Consider the following 20,557-nt stretch of genomic DNA (forward strand, 5'->3'; position numbering starts at 1 on the left):
CCAGCGCCTGCCCGACCGGAGTTTTCATGAACGGCCACCCCGTTAGGCCAGCGGCCATATTGAGTCCGAACATCGGAGCGTGTCAGGATACAAAACCAGCGGGCTATCCGCTGATCACCGATAGTTCGCTACGGCCACGGGCGACGGGCGTCACTTCGATCTTCACGGGGATCCGTTCTTTGATCTCTTCGACATGGCTGATGACGCCCACTCTGCGGCCCGTCGCATGGAGGTGCTCCAATACCGATAGGGCTTGGCCGAGGCTGGCCCCATCTAATGCGCCAAACCCCTCATCAATGAACAGGCTTTCGATCTTGAGGCCGCGGCCGGTGGACATCTCGGCAAGGCCGAGCGCCAAGGCGAGGCTGATCAGGAAGCGTTCTCCGCCCGAAAGGTTGTGCACACCGCGGATTTCGCCAGCCATGTCATGATCGACGACCTGGATAAGCATGTCGGCACCAGAAGCGCGTTGAAGTTCATAGCGGGGCTTGAGATCCGTAAGCCTCGAATTTGCGTGCGCCAGCAGGCGATCAAGCGTTAGCCCCTGGGCAAAGCGCCGGAATCGAGCGCCCGTCGCATCGCCGATGAGTTCATCAAGGGCGAGCCACACCCGCGCCGCTGCCCGCTCGCGTTCCAAGTCGGCACGAAGCTTCGTAGTCTGCGTCCGAACCTCATCATCCCGGCGGAGCACGAATTGGGCATCTTGGAGCGCCTTCTGCGCCGCCTCGCCCGCGTGCTTGGCTTCGCTGACCGCTTGAGCAAGGGCATCGCCAGAGAGGGAAGGAGGGTCAGTCTGATCGTGGCGGGTCAGATCCTGCTGCCGTTGAATCAGTAGGGCAGCGGCATGCTCTGCGGCTTTGTCGATGCTGGCAAGAGCCTCAGCCTCCTGATCGATGGCCTCCTGTCCCGCTCGAGTTGCGTCGGCGACGGCGTCTTCTTCGATCGCCAACTCAGTAAGGCGTGCGTGAAATCGACCTTGGCGATCCAGATGGTCTTTGATCCTGCGCTCTGCTTCTTGGTCCGCGGACTCTTTGTGAGCGGTTGCGGCCGCCTGCTGCTCTCGCGCCTTGCTGGCCTCTACTTGGGCAACTTCCAAAGCTCGGCGGCTCTGCGATAGGGCCGCTTCGTTGCGGGCGACGACGATCTCCACCGTGTCGCCGCCAAGCAGGCTTTTCCGAGCGTCCGTTTGCCGAAGATGATCTTCCTCCCACCCCTTCGCTTGAGACTCGATTTCTTCGAGTCGGGCGGTGGCTGTGGCGGTCTCCGTACGCGCGTCAGCAACGGATCTCTCCAGCCCCGGAATTGCGGCGAGGAGCCGTGAATGTTCCGCAGAATGGGCGCGCCAAGCCTTGGCAGATTCATCGAGCCAGGCTGCGGGGTCAGGTAACTGTCGCCAATGTGCGCTGCCGCCGAACCTTGCGTCGATCGATCGCGCGAGCCGATCTCGTGTTTCGGTAGCGTGCAATTGGCGTTCCGCTATGCCGCTCGATTGCTGCTCGATATCGCGCACTGTCTGAGCGGTGAGACTTGAGGCTGCGCGGCATTTCTCCCACTCGTTTCGAGCCTTTTCATCGGCGACCTGCGCAATCGTGACTGCGGTCCTCGCCTCCGTCATCGAAGCGCGCTGCTTATCCAGCGCGGCGAGTTCGCTTTGCAGAGTGGCTTCGAAGTCAGGCCCGGCCGGATCAAGGTCCACCGAGCTGCACTTTTCTGACAGGACTGCAAAGGCAGATTGGGCATTATTGCTGGCCGCAGCCAATGCAGCGGTCTGACTTTCTATGTCGTGGTCCAGCCGGAGGATTGACTGGTCAGTAGCCTGGATGCCTGCGGTGAGGGCGGCCTCTTCAGCGGTCTTTGAAGACAATGAGGCGTCCAGCTCGGCGATGCGCTCCCGCTGCTCCCGAAGCTGTAGGCCCAAGAGCGAGTCGATCGCACTCAACGCATGTTCGGTCGCTCCGCAAACTGGGCAGGCCTGTCCATCCTCAAGCGTGGCGCGAAGTTGCATTGCCGCTTCGCCCGAGGCCGTTTCGGCTAGCTCGCCGGCACGCCGTGCCTCCTGCAATTGCGCTCGCAGAATAGGAAGGGAGGAGCTGACCTGGGAATGCCGGACGACCAGATCTTTGCGTTCGGCCTTAGCGTCATCGAGATTGCTGCGCAGACGAACCAGGAGGTCACGGGATGTTTGTACCTGAGCTTCTTGATGCTTCCAGTCTACTAGGAGAGGAGAAAGACCTCCCAGGCGATCCCGTTTTTCAATGAGCGCTGAGAAGGCAGCATCGGATGGTGCTGAAGCCTTAGCCTCGTCCAATATGTTGCGAGCCCATATGGCAGCGGCGGCTGTTCCCTCTTCGGCTGCCTTGGCGGCTTCCCATGTGGCGTTGGCCTCTATTTTGGAAGCCTCTGCTTCCTTTGCGCTCTCTGAAAGCTGGGACAGCTTTATATCGACGGCTGCGATCTCGACGAGCTCTGCCGCGAGTTCCTGCTGCTGTGCAGCCAATGTGGCAAGCCCGGCGTTCGCCGTAAGCCACGATGCATGAACGTCTCGGGTCTCTATGGCCTCAGTCAACGAACCGCCGGCAGCCTTCTCAACCTCTTTACATTCGGATAGGGCTTGCGCGCGCGCAGCGCGGACGCCTGCTATGCCATCGAGTGATACGCTTGTTTCGGAAAGCTTGCGGTCGAGCGTGCGGGCTTCTTCGATCTCAGGAGATTGCGCCGCAACCCGTTCCGTTTCGACCTGGACGTTAGCTATCGCCTGATTTTCTTCGGTTGCCGTTTGCGTTACGCGTTCGCTTGCCTGCTCAAGTGCACTTTGCCGCAGGACAACAGTTTGCTGCGCTTTTTGCGCCTGCGTGGCCGCTTCCTGGACCGCGGTCCAGTCTCCGGCGAGCGCGTACGCCGCTTTGCTTAGGCGCAATGCTTCGTGCCGAGGGGCGGCTTCTTCGCGGGCTGCGTTCGCGATCGATGCGGCCAACTCACATTCCGTCACCTTGTTGGCCAAGGCAATGCGATCGGTCTCCCAGCGAACAGCTTTGGAGAGTTCTCCCAGCGCAGACGCGGTTCGATCTGCAACGTCCTTCGCGGCGCTTTGCTGCTCTTCGGCGATCCGGCGTGTTTCGTCGTCGAGGCCGTTCTGCGCCTCAATGCGGTCTAGGATTGCCTGCTGCTGGGCCCGGAGCGTCGTTGCCTTTTCATGAGCTGCGCGGCCAAGACTCGCATAAATATGTGACCCGGTCAGCCGTTCGAGTAGCTGGGCTCGCTCGTTATCGTCAGCCTTGATGAAGGCTTCGAAATCGCCCTGCGCCAGGAGGACGGCCCGACGAAACTGCTCAGCTGACAAACCGACGAGACGGTGAATCTCCGCTAGCGTTTCAGTTTTGGTCCCACCCAAGATCTCGCCGTCAGCAAGGCGCGTGAGGTTGTGCCGGGTGGCCTGCATGCGGCCATCGGTCTTCTGACGGGCGCGCTGAACGGTCCATCGAGCACGGTATCGCTCGCCGTCCCGGCCCACGAAGTCCAATTCCGCATACCCCTCACCGGAGCCATGCCGAAGGATGGCCCTAGGGTCTCCTGCCGACAACTCGTCACCTTGGGCAGTTTCGAACTTGGCCCGTGCCGGTGCTGCGCCGAGACGTGGTACCGAATCGAACAATGCCAGGCACATTGCGTCAAGCAGGGTAGATTTCCCTGCGCCTGTCGGGCCGGTGATCGCAAAGATGCCGGCGTCGCTTAGTGGCTCGGCTTCGAAATCAACTTCAAAATCGCCGTTCAGGCTGGCGAGATTGCGTCCGCGGATTGCTAGGACACGCATTAGGCGTCCTCCCTCGATGCTTGAGTCTCAATGAGAAGGGTCTGAAACGCTTGCTTCAAATCATCCGGTGGTTCGCTGCCGTGAGCCCGCTCGAACAGCTCTGCGAAAACAGCATCAGGGAGGAGTTCGGCTAGATCTACATCGCGCTCAGCGATGGCTTGGTTGGTGGCCTCACGAGCCGAGATCCGTGCAATGCGCGTCAGCCGCACAGCCTTCCCATCGAGCGCCGCCATGACCCGAGCTTGTAGGTTCGGTTCAGGGCCATCAACGAGTACCGAAACTTCCACAAACGGATGCAGCCCGCGAGGAAGATCGGAATCGAAGTCCAGTCCCTGAATTGCGACCTCAACCTCACTGATCGGCTTTGGGCCGTCACCCGGGATCGTCAGAAAGGGGACGATGCGGGGAATTTCTTCCTCTCGGGCCTTCGCGCCGTCCGGCACAAGGTCGACTATGCTGACGGAATGGCGGTAGAGCCTTTCCGTTGCGGACAAGGGGAATGGTGAACCCGCATAACGGATCAGAGTATCGCCCTTGATCGTCTGAGGACGATGAAGATGGCCAAGCGCAACATAAGCTGCTCGGTCGTCAAAAAGCGCTGTGGCTTGGGCTTCCTCACCCCCTACGGTGATTCGACGTTCTGAATGTTCGGAGATGTCCCCTTCCGCGACGTGAAGGTGGCCAGTCACTATGAGGGGCAATCCGTCTGCTTTTGCAGCGCCCGCCGCCAGAACATTGGCGTACAACTCGCCAAGGCCGCCAGCGCCCATATCTCCCGGCCGGCAATAGGGGACGGCTGCCAACCATGCTGCGGTCTTACCCGTCCGACCGGTGAGTGGGATCAGCAATCTATCGAGGTCCGCTACGCCGTTTTCACGGGGTAGGGAGCCCACAAGGTGAATACGCCCTGGTCCAAGAAGTGCGGCGGGCAGATTGATCCTCGCTGCGCTGTCATGGTTCCCGCCAATGATGACGACCTGCAGCTTGGGGCAGCGCGCCGTAGCGTCCCGAAGGAAGGCATAAAGCCGTGCCATGGCTGACACCGGCGGGTTCGCTACGTCATATATGTCGCCCGTGACGAGCAACAGATCCGCTTCTTCGGCTATTAGGCGATCCAGAAGCCAGGACAGAAATGCGTCATGCTCTGCTTCTCGTTCATGGCTGAACAGCTCATGCCCGATGTGCCAGTCAGAACTATGGATCAGCCGGAAGGCCGGTATCGATTCGGTCATGGGTTCAATTTCGCAAAATTGGCGACAGAAATGGACGTAACTCGATTGCGGCGGAGATGGTCAGCGGCGGCTTAGCAGCCATCTCCGCTCTGGCAGAGGTGTCTGGCAAGGACGATCATGGCTTCCGTGTCCCGTCCGCAATAAGCTCGTAGCGCCGTATCAAGTGCCGCTCGGCGGTCTTCCGTCGTTGCGGGGGAGATGGCCTCCAGATATGCGGCCTGGGCGTTCCCGCCGTCTTTGACCTCCAACTCTGAATAATCAAGATCTGGGGCGACGGTGGGCAGAACAGCCTTGATCGACCAGCTTCCACGTTGGTCGCGGTGATACCAGTTGGCGCGAGTGACCGGCAAAAGGTCGACGACCCGCTCAATGATCGAGTTGAGATTGTCCGCCAGATCAGGGAAAAAGTCAGCAAGTTCGCGAAGGCGCCCCTTTTCAAAGCTAGCGTTGTAAGCGACTACCGCGCCCGACCTGGGGATCATCCTTACCAGCGCTTCGGCACAGGCCCTGCGTGGGTCCGCCCCGTCCAGACTGAGGAATTCATGGTGCTGAAGGCTTCCATCCTCCGCTTCGATATGAGCGGAAAACTGGAACGGCACCTGTTGATAGGGGTGGGTACCCACCCAGCGAGGAATGGCAAAAGCGATCGTCTCAAAGTCCAACCACGTTCGGGGGAAGGCCCAATCTGCCATGGCGGCTCGGGCACCTTCCACATTGTGATCGGGCTCGCCGCTAAGGGTAGCTTGAAATACCCGTTGATGGGTCGGATTGGTCAGCGCCGCAGGGTCGACCTCGAAAAGATCCTCGACCCCGCGCTTTAGCCACTGATTGCCCCCCCCGTATGGAAGCACGGTCACAGGCCATTCCGGGCCGGGAGGAAGCGCTGCTTCGCAATATGTGGCGAAATTGCACGGGAGCCCGTTGCAATGGGAGCCCGGAAGGACGGTGGGTTCGGTGCCAGTGAGCGTTTCGCGTGCAGCTGCCACTACTGCGGCTCGCGTTTCGACGCGATCCTGTATGTTGGAAGTGAGGTCGCTGTCGAAAAATAGGCCCTCAAGCGACCCATCAGGTTTGAGAACGAAATCGGAATCCAGATGACGAATCGCTGCGCTCTCGATTGGAACGCCGGCTTCGCGGGCGACCCAGACCTGCGTTGCTAGGTCATTGACGTGATAGTCCTTGGGCTTGGTCGAGCTTTTGACCTCGGCCATGTGCCAGCCACCAAGGCCATTTGGCTCGAGAATATCGACCCGCACCAGAACGCCATCATGCTGAAAGGTGGCTTCGAAGATCGGATCCTCGTGACCGTTTTCCAGCAAAGCCTTCGTCGTCGCCAACGCAGCGGACAGATCGGGTTCAGCCTCCACCATGACACCGCCCGGCAAGAGCGAGCAGGCAGCCTCGCCAACCTCGTGCCCGGCAGCGAACCGCGCTTCTGCGCCCTCATCGTCTTCCGCGAGTTCAGGGCGATGAACCGATAGCCATAGCCGCTTCGGGCATTGCTCGAAATAGGTGATCCTCGATTTGGACAGACCATGCGGGCGCGGTGAGACGCTCATGCTGCCACCCTCATGATGAGGTTGAGGAGGGGGAGGAAGAATCGTGGAGAGCTGATCGTCATGGTTCAACCATGCACAGTCGATGCGACAAATGCGGTCGTTTCGGGTGGCTGGGCCTGAGACGGCAACATCGTCAACGCAGCCACGATGCGCTGGCGCATCATCTCAATCAGGGCATCAGGCTGCTCGATGACGAGCTCGTTGCCCCAAGTGAACAGATGCTCGGCCAACTCTCGCATGCCGCCGCTGGTGAAGCGGATGAGAAGATCTCCATTCTCCAGTTCTTCGATCTGCTGATGGCGATGGAAGCGCCACTCTCGCGCTCGCGAGGCTGCCGATGCGTGGACGCGAAGCACGACGTCTTGCTTCTCATCTCGCCAAACTGCGAAACTGTCGGCTAGCCAGGCGTCAATGTTCCAATCATCCGGGGCGCAGCCGAGCTTTTCGCTCAGCCGGGGTTCGATCATACGATCCAGTCGATAATAGACCGGATCGTTTTCGCGGTCGGGCATTTTTCCGACCAGGTACGACAGAGGCCCGTGGACAATGCCGTAGGGAATGACCCGTCGCCAGCGAGGCTCCTGCTGCTGAACGGCGGCATAGCTGAATTCGAGGCAGCTGCCGGACAGTATTGCGGCTTGGACGGTGGCGATTGTCTCGGGCGGCACGGTCGCAACAGGTCCCGCGGTGACCATCGTCCGCTGAAGCCGAGTGAGCGCTTCTAAATCAGGATCTATGCGGCGCTTCTCGCGATCATCGAAGGCCCCTTTGACCTTCGCCAGAAGGTTCGCCAACTGGTCGGCGCGAACCGTCTGTCCGGCTTCTCGCCGTCCATCCACCTCGGCTTGCAGGGCTGCAACTTCAGCCGCAGTGGGGCGGGTATAGACGCGGCGAAGGCTGTCCCTGATGAGAAAGCGCTTTCGGCGATCTTCTGTCACTTCCTCAAGGTCGAAGTGCCGAGCGATGACGTCGCGCATGCGCTCGGCGGTCCTTCGATTGACGCCCAGCGTCTCCGCCATTTCATCGAGAGTCAGGCCCTCTGTAGATTCCGAAAGCGCGTGAACGAGCGCCAACAATCGATCCAGTTTGGCCATACGATCGGTCATGCTGCACTACCCCCCATTTATGTCCAACTACGACCGCACCCGTCGTTTTTTCAAGAGCCTAAAGGCGGAAATTGAGACCTGCGACTCGTGGAGGTGCGCGGTGTTGGCTGGAGGAACAGCGCTGGTTTGAGGATCTACCGAAACAAAAGCTGATCTGCCATTTCGCCGATGCGTTGATACCCGGCGATCCGATTTCGCCAAGCTTCCGGGATGCCGCTCTCGCCATAGAGGGCGCCCGCGAGCTGGCCCGTAATGGCAGCTGTCGTATCAGCGTCCTCGCCGAGATTGGCGGCAGTGAGGACAGCCTCGGCGAAACTGCCGGTCCGGCCGATGCACCAGAGTGCGGCTTCGAGCGAATGCGCCACATAGCCTGACGCGCGAATATCCCGCCTCGGCTTACCGCGCCAGGATCCGCTCACGATGTGGGAGATCCTCTCGGTTATGCCCTCTGCCGGGATGCTGAGAACATCGTGGAGGCTCTTGCCGGCAATCGCCATCGCGATCATTCGCCCGTAGATGACGCAGGCATCTACGGCCTCAGTCGCGCCATGCGTGACACGGCTTTGACGAGCGGCTGCCTCTTCAAGGGAGGGGATGTCGTCATGATACCTCAGAGCGATTGGCGCCAAGCGCATCAGGCTCCCGTTCCCCGCGGTGGTGGGGTCTGTTGATCCCGCGATGGGGTTTCCCGATCGCTCCCAGTGCGCCAATGCTGCGCTGACGGTCATGCCGATGTCGAAGCAGTGCCCGTTTGATGAATAGGCTCCCTCATCTCGCCACGCGACGAAGCGCTTCATCAGATCCGTTTCATCGATGCCGTCGCAGGATATGAGGCTGTCCGCCAAAGCGAGCGCCATTGACGTGTCGTCGGTCCATTCGCCGGGCTTCAGACCGAAGGGGCCGCCGCCGATCATGTCGGTAAGAACGGGATAAGTGTCCCGGCGCGCAAACTCCAATGTCGTTCCCAGTGCGTCGCCTACGGCCAATCCAATCAGAGCGCCTCGGCCTCGATCACGGGTGGCCGCGGGCGTCTTGGCGGGACGAACCTCTGCGACTGCGACTTTATGCTGCACGTAGGTGAGCTGCTCGTGCGTTTCGATCGCTCCAGGACGAGCCTTTCGCACTTGCTCTATGGCAGCCCTTGGTTCGGTTCCCAACTCGACCAGCAGCCGTGCGGCTATCATTCCAGCGCGTCCCAAGCCGCCCTTACAATGTACCACTATGTCGAAGCCCTGGCGTAGGCGTGAGCGCAGATTTGCGCCGCTGGTGGTCCATTCCTGCTCGAACAAAGGACCCGGTATGCTCACGTCAGCAATGGGCAGATGGAACCAGTCCATGTGGCGCGCGCGTACTTCCTCTCCGAGCCGATCCACGCCGAGACTCTGGAATTCTAGAGGTTCGATGAGAGAAATCACCGCCGCCGCTCCGCTAGCTTGAATGGCGTCTAGGTCGATGCAAAAGGTCGCGATCCCACGCACCCGTTAGTGAATCGGGCTGCTTTTTCCCGGGGCAGAATGTGATCCCTATTCTGCCGCCGCTGGCGTGTGTTTGGACGAACGCGATTTGCAGTGGATGGCTCGAACTGGTGCGGGGGGTATGGGCAGCGTCTCTTTGTTCCATTCTTGTCCTTTCGAGCCACCTTAATGGCTCCAGCTTGAAGTTGGAGAGAGTTACTACGACCGAATCTGACAGATACGGTCGTACCTTCCTCTTCTTGGCCTATGAGAGGCCAAACTGTCTTGACCCAGCAGTCACGATAGGGTGGTGAAAGCATCATAGGGGGAAATATCATGAAGATTGATCGAGATAAGCTGAAAGAGGCAGGAGCCAGCGCCGCAAAGGTCAGCCAGAAAATTGGCGAGAAGACGGTCGATGGGGTGAAGAAGGCTTGGGAAACGGAGATGGGGCGCACCGCCATCACCGGCGCTGCGGCCGGCGCGGCTATCGCTGCGGTCGTCCCGTTCGTCACGGTTGGAGCCGGCTTGCTGATCGGTGGCGCGATTTCCGTTTTGGCGAAGAACGTCAGGTCGGGTCAGTAAACCTCGTCTGGGACCGGAAGCCTGCCAATGGCGAGACGGTCTCAACCTGCCATGGTCAGCCCCACCTCAGTAGAGGCTGCGAGGTGATCGAGAAACGCTGAACGGAACCTAACATGTTTGGAATATTCCTGCTGGCGGCTGTAACCGTCGTTGACGGCGATACCCTGCGCTTGGACGGAGAACGCGTACGTCTGGTAGGTATTGATGCCCCTGAGATACATAGGTGTCCGGCGGGGCGCGCCTGTGCTCCTGGCGATGGCCAAGCGAGCAAGCGCAGCCTGCAAAATCTCATGAACGGCTCCCTCAGCATTCGCCGCGTCGGACACGACCGTTATGGTCGTACCCTCGCGCACGTATATGTGAACGGCGTGAATGTTGCCTGTGAGCAGATCGGCCGCGGGCAGGCGGTTTACATGAGGAAGTGGGACAATGGGCTCGAATTGGCGCGGGAGTGCAGGTGATGGCTCGTCGCTGGGATGAGAAGGGTACAGAGGTGGATGGTCCCGCGTTTCCTTATCTCGTGGCTCTAGAAGTGATCATTATCGGAGGGCTTCTCCTGTTGGGCATAGGCATGATGCTGGCATCCGGCTTGAGGTGGCTCGTTGGTCTGTTCGGTTAAGCGAGAACGGAATGATGGGTGAACGCCAAAGCGATAGCTCGGTCATACATGCTAATCGCATCGCGATGGCTCGCGAGCTGGTAACAAAATCGCGTTCCGGTTCGACAAACCGATTAGCCCGAGAATTGGGTATTCAAAACGCCTATGCACGCCGCATTATGCAGGAGCTGGAGGGGGCCGGATTGGTGAATGCACCAGACAAACGCGGCGGGAGAACGGTTGCATCAGGAGTGTTTGTCTCGGAGATATGAGTTGATGCGGCTAATTTTTATTGCCTTCTTATTGGTCACCGGCGCTGTTCTGCTGCACCTGGCTTGGAATGCGGCGCTTAAGATTTTGCAGAGCATTGTCAAACTCGCCTACATGTCAGCTAAGGTGGTGGGAGCGGCGCTGGTGGCGGGATTGGCTGGCCTCGTTGCCTTCGTTGTTCTGCCTATTGCTGTCCTGGGTGATTGGTTCGGAATCGCGGTTGTGAGTGTCGCGATCGCAGCCTTCGTCCTGTGTTGGAGGAAATTCGCGGTTCGAGACGGACGCGCCGCTCGTCCGCTGTCCCCGATGGAAGAGGATCAGTCGACGTCCCTCCCGATCGTCGAGGAAGTGATCAAGCCTGAGGCGGATCCCCGCATCGCTGAGGCGTGGGAAATGGCGGGAGAGCTTGCACCAGAATACGCTCAGCGTCTTTCCGCAGCTAGGCGCCACTGCGCTCAAGTGTTGGAGATGGCAGCTGGGGGCCCGGTCGAATGGAGCATCGTCGATTGTTCGACATTTATCTCGCGCACCGTGCCAGATGCGGTTTCAACGGCTGCAGCACTGATGATGGACGCTGACCACTCAGAGCGGAGCAGCCTTGCCGGTGAACTGGTCGTTGATCTGGAACGGATCGCGAGCCGCGCGCGCGAGGAAGTCGACAGTCGCCGCCGTCAGCTTCGCAACAGTTGGCACGTTATCCGAACCCATATTGCAAGCCGGACGGCACGCGATGCGTCCTGATGGTGCGGCGGCGGGTTCTGACTTTGTGGCATGCTGCACGTCGACGACGCTGATGCTTTAGAGATTGAAGTCCGGGACGGCCCCGAGCCGTCAAGCCGGTGAATCGACCACCGGATAGTGCGGCATCGGCCATTCATGATCCGCGTTGTCCATCATCAGGTCGATAAACAGCGGCAGAAGGGAGCCCAGCAAGGCGCCGCAATCTCTAACTTGAGTGCGGTTGACCTCGCTATTCCAGGTTGCCCCTCCGTGGACCAATTGGTTTCGCAGGACGTACAGGCGTCCAAACAATATCGACAGCAAGGTGGCGGTGTCGTGGCGACGAAGGGCGTTCGCCGTAGCAATGCGCTCCCGTTCCAGCATTCCGCTCCAATCCTCGAAACCGGCAACCTGATTGTGATGATGCCAGAAGGGCGCGAAGACATAGCGGTTGTCTAGCAGCAGCCTAATTTCTTGACTGAAGCGCTGCCAAACCAGGTCATAAATTCGATGTTTGCTGTCGAAGCTAACCAAAGTGGAGAAGAAGCGCGCGAAGGCATCGCGCTCGCGCTGACTCTCTCCACCCAACGCTAGGCTAACGTCGCCTGCGTACGCTGCGTTAAACCCGATCCAAAGCAGTATGAAGCGCACATCTTCATCGCCTTCGCTGGCTTCTGCACGGCGCAGCCAGGAAAGCGCTCGGTGAACTCGAAGAGTGAGAGGCATTGCGAAGCCATCACGTAAGCTACGTTGCTTCCGCTTGAGCGCCTCAGGATGAAGCGGACTAGAAGATGGGTAGCGGAAAGACATTGCTCAGCTTCTCTGTATCAGATGTCTAAGATATTTCTGCGATGTAAAGATCGCGCAACCGGCCAACATATATCAAGTATTAGGGCCGTCTTGGTTCGAGATTAGAAGCGGAGGGGCTGCAGGCTCTTCGCCATCTGCGATGTATCCGTGAATGATATCGCCCGCCTTGAAGGTCGCATTGCCGCCTTTGTTAAGGAGGCCGAGGAGGCCAAAGCCTAACACGCCCAAAATGACTCCGCCCGTGTTTGAGGCACCTTCAGTGCCCTTCGTACCGGCCAACGCGACCGGCCCCCATTGCGTGTCGACGTGGATCAAGCGCAGGCTCAGTTGGCCTTTTCCTCCCGCCGCGCTGGTGCCCGAGACGGAAACGATTTCGCCCCAAGCAGTAGATCCGATCGGGATTGCGGTTGCCCCATCAACTGTCACAGGTGAGTTGACGCGCAGCCGGAAGCGGTCGCCGGCTTTAGCTGATCGGCTGTTGACTTCCCGAACAACCATCAGTTCGACATCCGTCCCTTTTACCCAACGAGGATGGGATGGGGCCGGGACGACGGAGGCTTCTGAAGCGACGTCCTGTGCGGCCGCCAACGGGCTGCCGACTAGGAGAAGTCCTGCCATAAAGGCTGCGCGCAACATTGAGTTAGTGAGAGCCCGCAGTGGTAGCTGCCGCGGCGGTACCGCTTGCCGACAAGAAGCGGACCGCGGTGCCAGTCGCATTCGCCTTGCCCCAGCTGAATGCCGACACGTGAGCATCGCCATACTGCGCTTTGACCACGGCATCAGCACCGAGCTTTTGCGCGCGTTCCCAAAGCTCCTTGTAGATTTTGTCCTGCGAGGGCGACTTGCTGAACACCGTTGCTTTGCGGACGCCCGCCTTGACCTCTCCTAGGATCTCATAAGGGCGGTCAGTGATATCGTATGGAAAAACGGGGACGCCGACTTCCTCGTTTACGAGCGGCTGGGCATGGGGCGCTTGGCTCAAGGCAGGCGCTGCAATACCCATCGAGAGGGCGGCAATCAGAACGAAACGCATAAAGTATACTTTCCCTGTTGGAGCCGGCTTACTTCGCGGCGGGAGCCACCGTCGGAGCCGACTGGGCTGCGATTGCGACTGAGGAAGCTGCGACAGGAACGGTCACAGGCTCGGAAGGTGTGGCCTCAGCGAAGACCAAAGGCACGTCTTCACCGATAAAGCCCTTGACCTGCGATCCCGCAGCGATTTTGGCGCTTGTTCCTGTGGTGAAAAATCCAACGACAGGAACGAAGGCCACAGCAGCTACGACGCCTGCCGTTCCGGTAACGCCTTTGTCATCAAACGTGCCGGTCAGCCGGATCTGGCGCCCGTTCACGCTCACATTGAGGAGCGAGGCGGTCAAATGGCCTGACTTGCCCCACATCCCTTTATTACGAACCTCGGTGATTTCACCGACGGCTGGCGAACCGACCGGAATGACGACCTGTCCCCCAACGGAAACCGGCTCGATCACGGAGAGCCTGAAGTGCTGACCTACCCGAAGTTTCTTGCCTTCGGTCGTCAGGGGCTCTTCCATCTTAAGTTGGATTTCAGTGCCTGTGCGGAGAACATTGTTGGCCGCGGGTCCCACGGCGAGTGCAGGCGCTTGAACCTGAGCATGTGCAGGCGTTGACGACGCGATTGCGCACGCGAGCGCAACATACATCAATCTCATTGATTTACCCCCATATTTGGCCTTCCCCAAGGCCAGTCATCGTGTGGCAGAGCGCCGGTCGGGATGTCAAGCGAACGGCCTCTGGGATTGAAGAACCTTGCCCTGCGGACCGTCTTACTGGACCGAGCCTGTTTGAAGTATTTGGTCCATTTTGGATGCTATCAGCTTCCAGAAGGACAACCCTTCCCAATCAGCTTCGACAGCAAGTTCGCCGATCCGCTCGGCTACTTTGACCGGCGCTTGGTTACCATGTCTCCTCAACAGCATCATGGCCGCGCCCAGTGCGATATGATCGTTGGTCATCCTATCGCTCTCCTGGATTAGCTCTTAACGCCGGACGGCGTCTGGACTTCCACCGTCATCTTGTAGCGATAGCGCTGCTCGCCAAGGATTCCGTAGCCGTAGGTGGTAAGTACAAGTGCGATACCCGCGATCAGCACTCCCAAAGTTATCAAGCACCCGCGCACGACATATCCTCTTTTGACGTGAGCCTTATTGTTCGGAGATATTTCGATCAGGCTAATAGCTGGGGCGGTGGGCTAATCGTCTTATAAACGCTGGATTTCGAACGGATTGAAGCTGTCATGCCCTCGGAAAATCGCGAGGAGTGCGGACATCGAGCGTCGGGAATAGGCCGCGCATATGACCGATGTTCCAGGTCACGATCGTGGGGATACCGTGTACCACCGCTGTTTCGCCGATCATTCGATCGTAGAGGCGAGCCCCGATCCCGCCATCGGCTGCATAGCTGCGCACCGTGTCGAACGTCTGCGCCGGGGTCAAGCCGATCAACTGGGTGACGGTTCTCACGCTTTCAAGCGCGGCCCAGGCTTCCTTTGCCGTGAAACGAAATGGCGCGTGTGTGCCGCGACGGGTCAGGGTGCTATAGACTTCGGCATAGCTGTGTGCGGCAACGCCCAGCACATGACCGCGACCAGCGTCGAACAGGTCGGCCGACGAAGCATGATGCTCATGATCGCCTGCCAACGCCGCTATAATCACATTGCTGTCGATTAGCGCATCAATCGTCAATGTCATGCTCACGGGTTCGATCGAGAGCCTCATTGGCGCTTTCGAGGCTGACCGGCTTGCCGCTCGACGGACGAACCAGCAGCGCGCCGCGCCGCACCAGCTTGCCGGTATTGGCTGGAATACCTGGCGGGACATAACCTCGCAGCGCGTCCTCGATCACCTCACTGGCCGTCATGCCGGTGAGTTTCGCAAGCGCACGGACCCGATCGCGCGCAAAAGCCGAGCGGACGTTGAGCTGGATATTTTCGGCACGACCCATGACCGAGCTCCTTTGCGATGAGATATATCATGTCGACGCTCGGTGGGCTATCGAAATTCCGTTTTGGCTAGCCCTGAAATCTGACACCGTCGTTTTGTCCTGGTAGAAAAGAGGACTTGAGGGAATCGACTTCACTGATCGAGCTTCCAATCATTATCTGCGATGATGTTTTGCATGTTCCAAACCACCCGTGGATTAGGTCCTCCTGCGCCGCTGAATTGGGGATATGCTGTAAAATGCGTGCGGAAACCCGGCTTCAGATCGAGCGACAGATTATCCTGGCTTTCGCTGACAGGGGTGCACCGGTCGATTGGCTGGTCGGGTGTATCGCATTCGTAAAGGCGACCGGCCAGGGTCGCGCTTTCGAGTGCCTCCATCCCATGGTTTTGAAACCATCCCTTCACGGAATAGCGAAGCTGCTGATCGTCAGCGTTGGATTGAAGTGCCTGCTCCTCGATTGTCCATTCTACAACGGGGGACCTTGCAGGTAGCTCATGTTCGCTCCACCAATCTTGAAACGCTAGAACTCCCAGCCATGCGGCAAGCGCGTAAGCGGCCCAACGGAAAGGGGCTACCTGCATCATTAATGCGAAGGCGACGCCCGCGCCTACCCAGGCTAGAAGATCATTCTCGCGTTCCGCCACATCTGCTCCCTGCCGTTGTTCGGAGCCTGATGAGGTGATCTTGCGTCAAAATCGGTCATAAGATTTGTGGTTGGATCTCGATCTTGGCCACCCGAATTCTGACAAGCTGATATGCAAGCCGCCTGTAATTGGTTGACGCAGAACCGCTTCGCAACAGCCGAAACACCCCTTGCGCATTTCAAAGCTTGTCAAAAACCGATCCCATCCGCGGTGCGAAAAGGCGTTCATAGGTTCGCAGCAGGTGGTAGTCCGTCATGCCTGAAACATAATCACAGATGATCCTCATCGGATCGGAAGAGCTGGCGAATTTGGCGTACGCATCGCAGGGCAGGAATCTCTTGGGCTCAGACTTCATGACCTCAAATACGGCGATTACCATCATCTGCCCTTTGAACTCGAGATGCTGGACGCTGGGGCTACAAATGACTTCCTCGTAAACCAGCTTCGTTACCGCAGCCAGGAAATCCGCTACGGGTTTTGGCACCTCCGCACGATACCGAAGCCTGTGCTCCTCAAATTCGGCTTCGTCGCGGATCTGGATGCTCGGGATGACGAAGTTGAGGATCCGGTTGATCTGGTGTTTGCGGTCGTTGCCGTCACCAAATAGGCGATCGAGTAGGCCACCATATACGTCGTTGCCATACTGCCCGCGATATTGGCTGTTAAGATAGTCGAGTAGGCCTTGGCAGGCCGAAACGGGCACGTGCATTTGAAACTGCTTTTGATCTATCAGTTTAAGCTCGAGCGCGTCCTCTAGATCGTGGATGCCGAAGCTGATGTCATCTGCAAGGTCCATGATCGAGCAAGCGAGGGATTTATGGCGTGCTTTGGCATGCCTCCCTGCACGAATGTCAAACTGGCGGAAAGCATCCTGATCGCCCTTGGAAAGCGGGGAGAGGATCCAGTCCACGACATCCTGCTCGCAATCCAAAAAGCATTTCGGAGGCTCGGATGCCTTGCGATCAAGCAGCGGCATACCGCTCGTATCTGCTAACATTCCCGGACGGAGGTCCGGGTTGGCCACTTCGCTGAACGACGCGGGGTATTTAAGAACGCCGAGCAGCGTCTCGCGCGTCAGGTTCGAGCCGGCAACCTCAGAAAATTTCTCCAGGCGCGATAGAATCCGAAGCGTTTGGCCGTTCCCTTCAAAGCCGCCATGATCTCTCATGCAGTAGTTGAGGGCAATTTCGCCGCCATGACCGAATGGAGGATGCCCCAAATCATGGGTGCAGGCGATCGCCTGAAGGAGCGCATGTTCGGGAAGGTGCTCAAGGGCTGGATGGCCGGGCAGATTATGGACGAGCTGTTTGGCTAACCCGCCAGCGATCTGCGCGACTTCAAGCGAATGTGTGAGGCGGGTGCGGTAGAAATCGCTTTCCCCTAGGTTGAGGATTTGGGTTTTACCCTGCAGCCGCCGAAAGGAGGCTGAGTGGACGACGCGGCCATAATCCACGTCGCCCTCAGATCGCGCATCAAAAGATTTTCGCAACTCTGGTGTTCTGCGATCGAGCCAGCTCATCATGTCCCCAGTTCCTCTGCACAATATCTGCCCGCTAGCATGGAGAATGAAGTGCGGGAACCGACCCCGTTCCGCCACTGACGCGCGGCCGCGGATAAACGTCGCAAGAAGGGGTAGTCCTATCCTCAAACCTCACCACGGATCAAAGAACGTGCTTCTGCGGCGCTGGTTGGAAAAAAGATGTCGCGGGCAACGCTTCCACAAAAAATTAAGAGCTTAGAACGTAACGACTGCGGAATGATGACTTCTGGAACGGCAGGCATCGGCTCAATGCGACCAATTTTGTCGTGCAATCAGATATCATCCCTCAGCAGTCCTTGGGACTGACGCATTCGTCAGAGGGCCCTGCGGGCATTGACAGGAGAAGTTCGGAATTGACGCAGCGTAATATCACACCGGTGGATATCGAGATTGCAGAACTCCTCTATCCTGTGCTGGTTGAAGCGGCACGGGGCGGGGAGAAGCTTACTTGTCTTCAGTTGATCGACCGAGCGAAACTGCGTCATCCGGACAATGTGGCGATTCAAAAACAAGTGCCAGTCGGGCTCGGTCGCCGGCTGGCTACAGTACGTGCGTTTACAGCGCCCCTTGGCTACCCGGACCTCACCTGCCTTGTAGTTCAACTGCGGACCAACCTGCCTGCTGACGTTTTCCCGAATCCCGAGGCTGAACAGGCGAAGGTCGCTGCTTTCGACTGGAAAAATGTGGAGCCCGCATTTTTCCTGCAGTTGGGAGAATGGCGCAAAGCCAATGAACGCAAAGCGAAGTGCGATCGCGGGACAGCCGTGCAGATCGTTTGGGACTATTACTCAGCCAATCGCGTTCGGATGCCCTCTGCTATCAAGCAGTTTAGGGAGCTTCTGATTGAAGAGGTGATGGGTGGTGAGGACGTCGAGCAGGCGTTCGCAGCTATCGTTTCAGAGCTGACTCCAGAGGTGGCGTGATGATTAAGCATCTCGCGATCAAACATTACGCCTGATGCGGCCGGTCCTTTGGCGTCGGGACCACTGTGGTTACGGCACCAGCCAGCGTTCCCCATCGGCAAGGCGCTGGATAGGCGGAAGGTCGATGCCTGGTGCATCCCATGACAAACCGTGGACTGGGACCAGGGCGCACGGGTTTACCGCTTTGGCAAAGCGCGCGATGTCGAAAGGGCTGGCGTGGCCGCTGGTGTGGAGGTGCAGCGCCTTCGCACCGGCCTGCAGGGCATGACCCCAACCCGTGTTTGGTGCGGTTTCATCCAAGTAGCCGCGCCAATTGGAGAAGACGTATGCATCACGGTCTGTGAAGCCGAGGCCACCGCGCGCGAACTCTGCCACCATGGAGTCCCGCGTCATAACTATCGCTCGACCGCCTGATAGGCGCTTGCGGGAGGTGGCATATGGTTTCCTAGCAAGAGCGTCGACCCAGTCATCCCGTCCTTGCCTTGCATAGAGGCGTTTTCCGGAGCCGGTAATGATTACCTGCAACTCAGGGAAGCGCGGATCGCCGGGTAAGGGGATCCCAGTGCCAGGTGCGATCCGTTCCAGCACGTCTGCGCCATAAAGGTCCACCACCAGGGAACGCCCGGTGCGTTTCGCGGCGCGGAACAATGTGACTGTTCGATCGAGATTCTGTGCGGACCAGTTTACGAAGATGTGTCCCGGCACCTCCTGGGCAAGCTGGGTAAAATCATGCTCCAGCTGCGCTTCGGTGACGACAGGCTTGTGGGTTCCCAGGTTCGTGCCTTCGATGATCAGCGCGTCCACGTCTCGCGGCGGATTTGCGATCATCGCCTCAACGAGTGCGGCCTTACGCCCATGGCAGCGAAAATCTCCAGAATAGAGTATGCGGCGGCCCTCTGCTTCGATCAGGAGCATGTACGCGTCAGCGGCGCTGTGGTCGGTGAGAAATGGGGTCACCGTGAATGCGCCGAGGGCGAGAGGACCTGACCTAGCCCGCCAAGTAGAGATCGAACGCGAAAGCGGCGTCCCGAACAGGCCGGATGTAAGCCGCATCAACTCCGCTGCTTTTTCACCGGTCCAAAGTGGCCAATGCGCGGGCAGTTCGTCGATCAGGCCCCAGTGATCCATGTGCGCGTGGCTGAACAGGACGGTGGCCGGACCGTCGCGATCGAGTGTCTGGGGTAGGAGGCCGCTCGCCTCGCGCGGTGCGTCGAGCGGCCGGCCGGCATCCAGGATCAAGCGCTCGCCTCCTGAGGCGACGAGTTCGATGCACGAGCCGCCGATCGCGCGCGTGCCGCGATGAACAATCACCTCAAGCATCAGGGGCGCGGTTCCACTTCCGCGATCTTGCCTGGGACCAGAATGCAGAGGCAGGAGGTTGCAGGCTTGCAGCCAATTGGAAGGACTTTGATACCAAACCGTTTGAGGCGCGCCTCATGCTGGTTTTGCACGAAGGAAGCCCCATGGGAGCGATAGCGCTCCATCTCCGTCTCGCGTAGCACCCCGTTGGCTCGGGGCGAACAGTAGTTGCCGACGACCACTCCGGGAGGAAGGATGACGGATGCAGTATCGCCAGCGTCGGCAAATGTCTGCCACGCCGCAATGGCGGGGCCGGTCTTGCCGAACATTTCGGCTAGCGCGAGAAGGATCCGTGCAGCTTCGGAATAGGCTGAGCGTACCTCGCTGGGACCGCTGTCGTTATCCATCCATGCCACGTATTTGCGGAGCTGAACCACTACGTGCGGTGCCGCTGGCTTATTGTGGTCGGACCGTAGCTCACCGTTTACGGCGCATTTCGCTTCCCAGAACCCGATATCATGACCCTGCGCGACTACCAGATCCATGCGCGGCGCCACTTTCCCAGTGGCATCGGGACGGGCAGGAAGAGCCATTTCTAGATCCAGCGTGCCCGCAGTGACGGCGACCAAATCATCTACGAAGCGCTTCTCGTCACCTGCATAGGTTTCAGCGGTGTGAACCCATTTGGTGACCTCCATCATGGGTATCTCCGTCCCATGACCGAGCGAGAAGGAGGTGTATTTCTGAGCATATTTGCTCTCGTCTTCGTGCCCTTTAACGACACCCGCCACATATTTGTCGTGGACTTCGAAGCGAGGCGAGCCGGAACTTATACTCAGCTTGGCTATGGACTGACCCTTTACATAAAAGTTCAAATAACCATTGCGCACCGCAACGCGTAGTCCATGTGGACCCGCATCTTCGCCCGGCAGCACCCAGCGGTCGAACAGAGCTTTGATGACGGCGACATCCCGATAGTTGCGAAGGGCGTCGACGTCGAATTTGCGTTCAAAAAGTGGCATGAAGG

22 protein-coding genes are annotated in these 20,557 nt (G+C 58.8%); 4 read left to right on the forward strand and 18 right to left on the reverse strand.

All coding sequences use genetic code 11. From position 1 onward, the window contains the following. Positions 1 to 103 precede the first annotated feature (103 nt). From TZ53_RS12240 to TZ53_RS12260, 5 genes are all read right to left on the reverse strand, one after another. The gene (locus TZ53_RS12240; RefSeq protein ID WP_044661444.1) at positions 104 to 3,811 is read right to left on the reverse strand and encodes an AAA family ATPase; all 3,708 of its coding nucleotides are present in this window, start codon (positions 3,809 to 3,811) and stop codon (positions 104 to 106) included. Further along, a complete protein-coding gene (locus TZ53_RS12245) occupies positions 3,811 to 5,043 on the reverse strand; it encodes an exonuclease SbcCD subunit D C-terminal domain-containing protein (RefSeq protein ID WP_044661445.1) in 1,233 nt (410 codons plus the stop codon). Before TZ53_RS12245 ends, TZ53_RS12240 begins: the two co-directional genes overlap by 1 nt. Positions 5,044 to 5,114: 71 nt before the next feature. Further along, positions 5,115 to 6,602, reverse strand: coding sequence for a DUF2779 domain-containing protein (locus TZ53_RS27150; protein ID WP_044661446.1), 1,488 nt, complete (start codon positions 6,600 to 6,602; stop codon positions 5,115 to 5,117). A gap of 65 nt (positions 6,603 to 6,667) precedes the next feature. Continuing rightward, the gene (locus TZ53_RS12255) at positions 6,668 to 7,708 is read right to left on the reverse strand and encodes a helix-turn-helix transcriptional regulator (RefSeq protein WP_044661447.1); all 1,041 of its coding nucleotides are present in this window, start codon (positions 7,706 to 7,708) and stop codon (positions 6,668 to 6,670) included. Between the two features lie 134 nt (positions 7,709 to 7,842). Next, the gene (locus tag TZ53_RS12260; protein WP_238320053.1) at positions 7,843 to 9,123 is read right to left on the reverse strand and encodes an ADP-ribosylglycohydrolase family protein; all 1,281 of its coding nucleotides are present in this window, start codon (positions 9,121 to 9,123) and stop codon (positions 7,843 to 7,845) included. A gap of 375 nt (positions 9,124 to 9,498) precedes the next feature. Here TZ53_RS12260 and TZ53_RS12265 point away from each other — a divergent pair, with 375 nt between their 5' ends. Then, entirely contained in the window at positions 9,499 to 9,747 is a 249-nt protein-coding gene (locus tag TZ53_RS12265; protein WP_020819327.1) for a hypothetical protein, read from the forward strand. A 41-nt stretch (positions 9,748 to 9,788) separates the two neighbouring features. Here the strand turns inward: TZ53_RS12265 and TZ53_RS27850 are convergent, their stop codons facing one another. After that, a complete protein-coding gene (locus TZ53_RS27850; RefSeq protein WP_337589258.1) occupies positions 9,789 to 10,073 on the reverse strand; it encodes a hypothetical protein in 285 nt (94 codons plus the stop codon). Between TZ53_RS27850 and TZ53_RS26105 the strand changes: the two genes are divergently transcribed. Both TZ53_RS26105 and TZ53_RS12275 read left to right on the forward strand, forming a co-directional pair. Next, positions 9,963 to 10,208 carry a thermonuclease family protein gene (locus TZ53_RS26105; protein WP_337589257.1) on the forward strand — a complete coding sequence of 82 codons (246 nt, stop codon included), beginning with the start codon at positions 9,963 to 9,965 and terminating at the stop codon, positions 10,206 to 10,208. The two genes, TZ53_RS27850 and TZ53_RS26105, sit on opposite strands and share 111 nt — an antisense overlap. A gap of 413 nt (positions 10,209 to 10,621) precedes the next feature. Continuing rightward, positions 10,622 to 11,356 (forward strand): hypothetical protein, encoded by a 735-nt coding sequence (locus TZ53_RS12275; protein ID WP_083535801.1) that lies wholly within the window; start codon positions 10,622 to 10,624, stop codon positions 11,354 to 11,356. A 90-nt stretch (positions 11,357 to 11,446) separates the two neighbouring features. Here the strand turns inward: TZ53_RS12275 and TZ53_RS12280 are convergent, their stop codons facing one another. The 10 genes from TZ53_RS12280 to TZ53_RS26780 all read right to left on the reverse strand — a co-directional run bounded on the left by TZ53_RS12280 (position 11,447) and on the right by TZ53_RS26780 (position 17,580). Continuing rightward, positions 11,447 to 12,145 (reverse strand): HEPN domain-containing protein, encoded by a 699-nt coding sequence (locus TZ53_RS12280; protein ID WP_044661450.1) that lies wholly within the window; start codon positions 12,143 to 12,145, stop codon positions 11,447 to 11,449. A gap of 72 nt (positions 12,146 to 12,217) precedes the next feature. Beyond that, the gene (locus TZ53_RS12285; protein ID WP_157009804.1) at positions 12,218 to 12,733 is read right to left on the reverse strand and encodes a hypothetical protein; all 516 of its coding nucleotides are present in this window, start codon (positions 12,731 to 12,733) and stop codon (positions 12,218 to 12,220) included. A gap of 52 nt (positions 12,734 to 12,785) precedes the next feature. Then, a complete protein-coding gene (locus TZ53_RS12290) occupies positions 12,786 to 13,178 on the reverse strand; it encodes a heavy metal-binding domain-containing protein (RefSeq protein ID WP_044661452.1) in 393 nt (130 codons plus the stop codon). A gap of 28 nt (positions 13,179 to 13,206) precedes the next feature. Continuing rightward, the gene (locus tag TZ53_RS12295) at positions 13,207 to 13,695 is read right to left on the reverse strand and encodes a hypothetical protein (RefSeq protein WP_443216132.1); all 489 of its coding nucleotides are present in this window, start codon (positions 13,693 to 13,695) and stop codon (positions 13,207 to 13,209) included. A 252-nt stretch (positions 13,696 to 13,947) separates the two neighbouring features. Next, positions 13,948 to 14,136 carry a DUF6961 family protein gene (locus tag TZ53_RS12300; protein WP_044661454.1) on the reverse strand — a complete coding sequence of 63 codons (189 nt, stop codon included), beginning with the start codon at positions 14,134 to 14,136 and terminating at the stop codon, positions 13,948 to 13,950. Positions 14,137 to 14,415: 279 nt separating this feature from the next. Further along, complete coding sequence (locus tag TZ53_RS12305) at positions 14,416 to 14,871, reverse strand: type II toxin-antitoxin system VapC family toxin (RefSeq protein WP_062113527.1); 456 nt, start codon at positions 14,869 to 14,871, stop codon at positions 14,416 to 14,418. Beyond that, the gene (locus tag TZ53_RS27155) at positions 14,855 to 15,124 is read right to left on the reverse strand and encodes a hypothetical protein (RefSeq protein ID WP_044661455.1); all 270 of its coding nucleotides are present in this window, start codon (positions 15,122 to 15,124) and stop codon (positions 14,855 to 14,857) included. The genes TZ53_RS12305 and TZ53_RS27155 overlap by 17 nt, the downstream gene beginning before the upstream one ends. Before the next feature lie 131 nt (positions 15,125 to 15,255). Continuing rightward, positions 15,256 to 15,768 (reverse strand): hypothetical protein, encoded by a 513-nt coding sequence (locus TZ53_RS12315; protein WP_083535803.1) that lies wholly within the window; start codon positions 15,766 to 15,768, stop codon positions 15,256 to 15,258. Positions 15,769 to 15,946: 178 nt separating this feature from the next. After that, complete coding sequence (locus TZ53_RS12320; RefSeq protein ID WP_172668317.1) at positions 15,947 to 17,290, reverse strand: anti-phage deoxyguanosine triphosphatase; 1,344 nt, start codon at positions 17,288 to 17,290, stop codon at positions 15,947 to 15,949. A 122-nt stretch (positions 17,291 to 17,412) separates the two neighbouring features. Further along, the gene (locus TZ53_RS26780) at positions 17,413 to 17,580 is read right to left on the reverse strand and encodes a hypothetical protein (protein ID WP_157009805.1); all 168 of its coding nucleotides are present in this window, start codon (positions 17,578 to 17,580) and stop codon (positions 17,413 to 17,415) included. An 81-nt stretch (positions 17,581 to 17,661) separates the two neighbouring features. Between TZ53_RS26780 and TZ53_RS25680 the strand changes: the two genes are divergently transcribed. After that, positions 17,662 to 18,231, forward strand: coding sequence for a hypothetical protein (locus TZ53_RS25680; RefSeq protein WP_052628189.1), 570 nt, complete (start codon positions 17,662 to 17,664; stop codon positions 18,229 to 18,231). 69 nt (positions 18,232 to 18,300) lie between these two features. Here the strand turns inward: TZ53_RS25680 and TZ53_RS12330 are convergent, their stop codons facing one another. Next, positions 18,301 to 19,551, reverse strand: coding sequence for an MBL fold metallo-hydrolase (locus TZ53_RS12330; protein WP_044661456.1), 1,251 nt, complete (start codon positions 19,549 to 19,551; stop codon positions 18,301 to 18,303). After that, positions 19,551 to 20,552 carry a hypothetical protein gene (locus tag TZ53_RS12335; RefSeq protein WP_044661457.1) on the reverse strand — a complete coding sequence of 334 codons (1,002 nt, stop codon included), beginning with the start codon at positions 20,550 to 20,552 and terminating at the stop codon, positions 19,551 to 19,553. The genes TZ53_RS12330 and TZ53_RS12335 overlap by 1 nt, the downstream gene beginning before the upstream one ends. Positions 20,553 to 20,557: the final 5 nt, after the last annotated feature.

The organism is Sphingobium sp. YBL2, assembly GCF_000943805.1.
GTDB classification, from domain to species: domain Bacteria; phylum Pseudomonadota; class Alphaproteobacteria; order Sphingomonadales; family Sphingomonadaceae; genus Sphingobium; species Sphingobium fuliginis.

What these genes read in the sequence shown, in the direction of transcription:
- TZ53_RS12240 (WP_044661444.1), bottom strand. Translation starts at nt 3,811, where the DNA reads ATGCGTGTCCTAGCAATCCGCGGACGCAATCTCGCCAGCCTGAACGGC.
- TZ53_RS12245 (WP_044661445.1), bottom strand. Translation starts at nt 5,043, where the DNA reads ATGACCGAATCGATACCGGCCTTCCGGCTGATCCATAGTTCTGACTGG.
- TZ53_RS27150 (WP_044661446.1), bottom strand. Translation starts at nt 6,602, where the DNA reads ATGAGCGTCTCACCGCGCCCGCATGGTCTGTCCAAATCGAGGATCACC.
- TZ53_RS12255 (WP_044661447.1), bottom strand. Translation starts at nt 7,708, where the DNA reads ATGACCGATCGTATGGCCAAACTGGATCGATTGTTGGCGCTCGTTCAC.
- TZ53_RS12265 (WP_020819327.1), top strand. Translation starts at nt 9,499, where the DNA reads ATGAAGATTGATCGAGATAAGCTGAAAGAGGCAGGAGCCAGCGCCGCA.
- TZ53_RS12275 (WP_083535801.1), top strand. Translation starts at nt 10,622, where the DNA reads ATGCGGCTAATTTTTATTGCCTTCTTATTGGTCACCGGCGCTGTTCTG.
- TZ53_RS12280 (WP_044661450.1), bottom strand. Translation starts at nt 12,145, where the DNA reads ATGTCTTTCCGCTACCCATCTTCTAGTCCGCTTCATCCTGAGGCGCTC.
- TZ53_RS12290 (WP_044661452.1), bottom strand. Translation starts at nt 13,178, where the DNA reads ATGCGTTTCGTTCTGATTGCCGCCCTCTCGATGGGTATTGCAGCGCCT.
- TZ53_RS12295 (WP_443216132.1), bottom strand. Translation starts at nt 13,695, where the DNA reads ATGGAAGAGCCCCTGACGACCGAAGGCAAGAAACTTCGGGTAGGTCAG.
- TZ53_RS12300 (WP_044661454.1), bottom strand. Translation starts at nt 14,136, where the DNA reads ATGACCAACGATCATATCGCACTGGGCGCGGCCATGATGCTGTTGAGG.
- TZ53_RS12305 (WP_062113527.1), bottom strand. Translation starts at nt 14,871, where the DNA reads ATGACATTGACGATTGATGCGCTAATCGACAGCAATGTGATTATAGCG.
- TZ53_RS27155 (WP_044661455.1), bottom strand. Translation starts at nt 15,124, where the DNA reads ATGGGTCGTGCCGAAAATATCCAGCTCAACGTCCGCTCGGCTTTTGCG.
- TZ53_RS12320 (WP_172668317.1), bottom strand. Translation starts at nt 17,290, where the DNA reads ATGATGAGCTGGCTCGATCGCAGAACACCAGAGTTGCGAAAATCTTTT.
- TZ53_RS12330 (WP_044661456.1), bottom strand. Translation starts at nt 19,551, where the DNA reads ATGCTTGAGGTGATTGTTCATCGCGGCACGCGCGCGATCGGCGGCTCG.
- TZ53_RS12335 (WP_044661457.1), bottom strand. Translation starts at nt 20,552, where the DNA reads ATGCCACTTTTTGAACGCAAATTCGACGTCGACGCCCTTCGCAACTAT.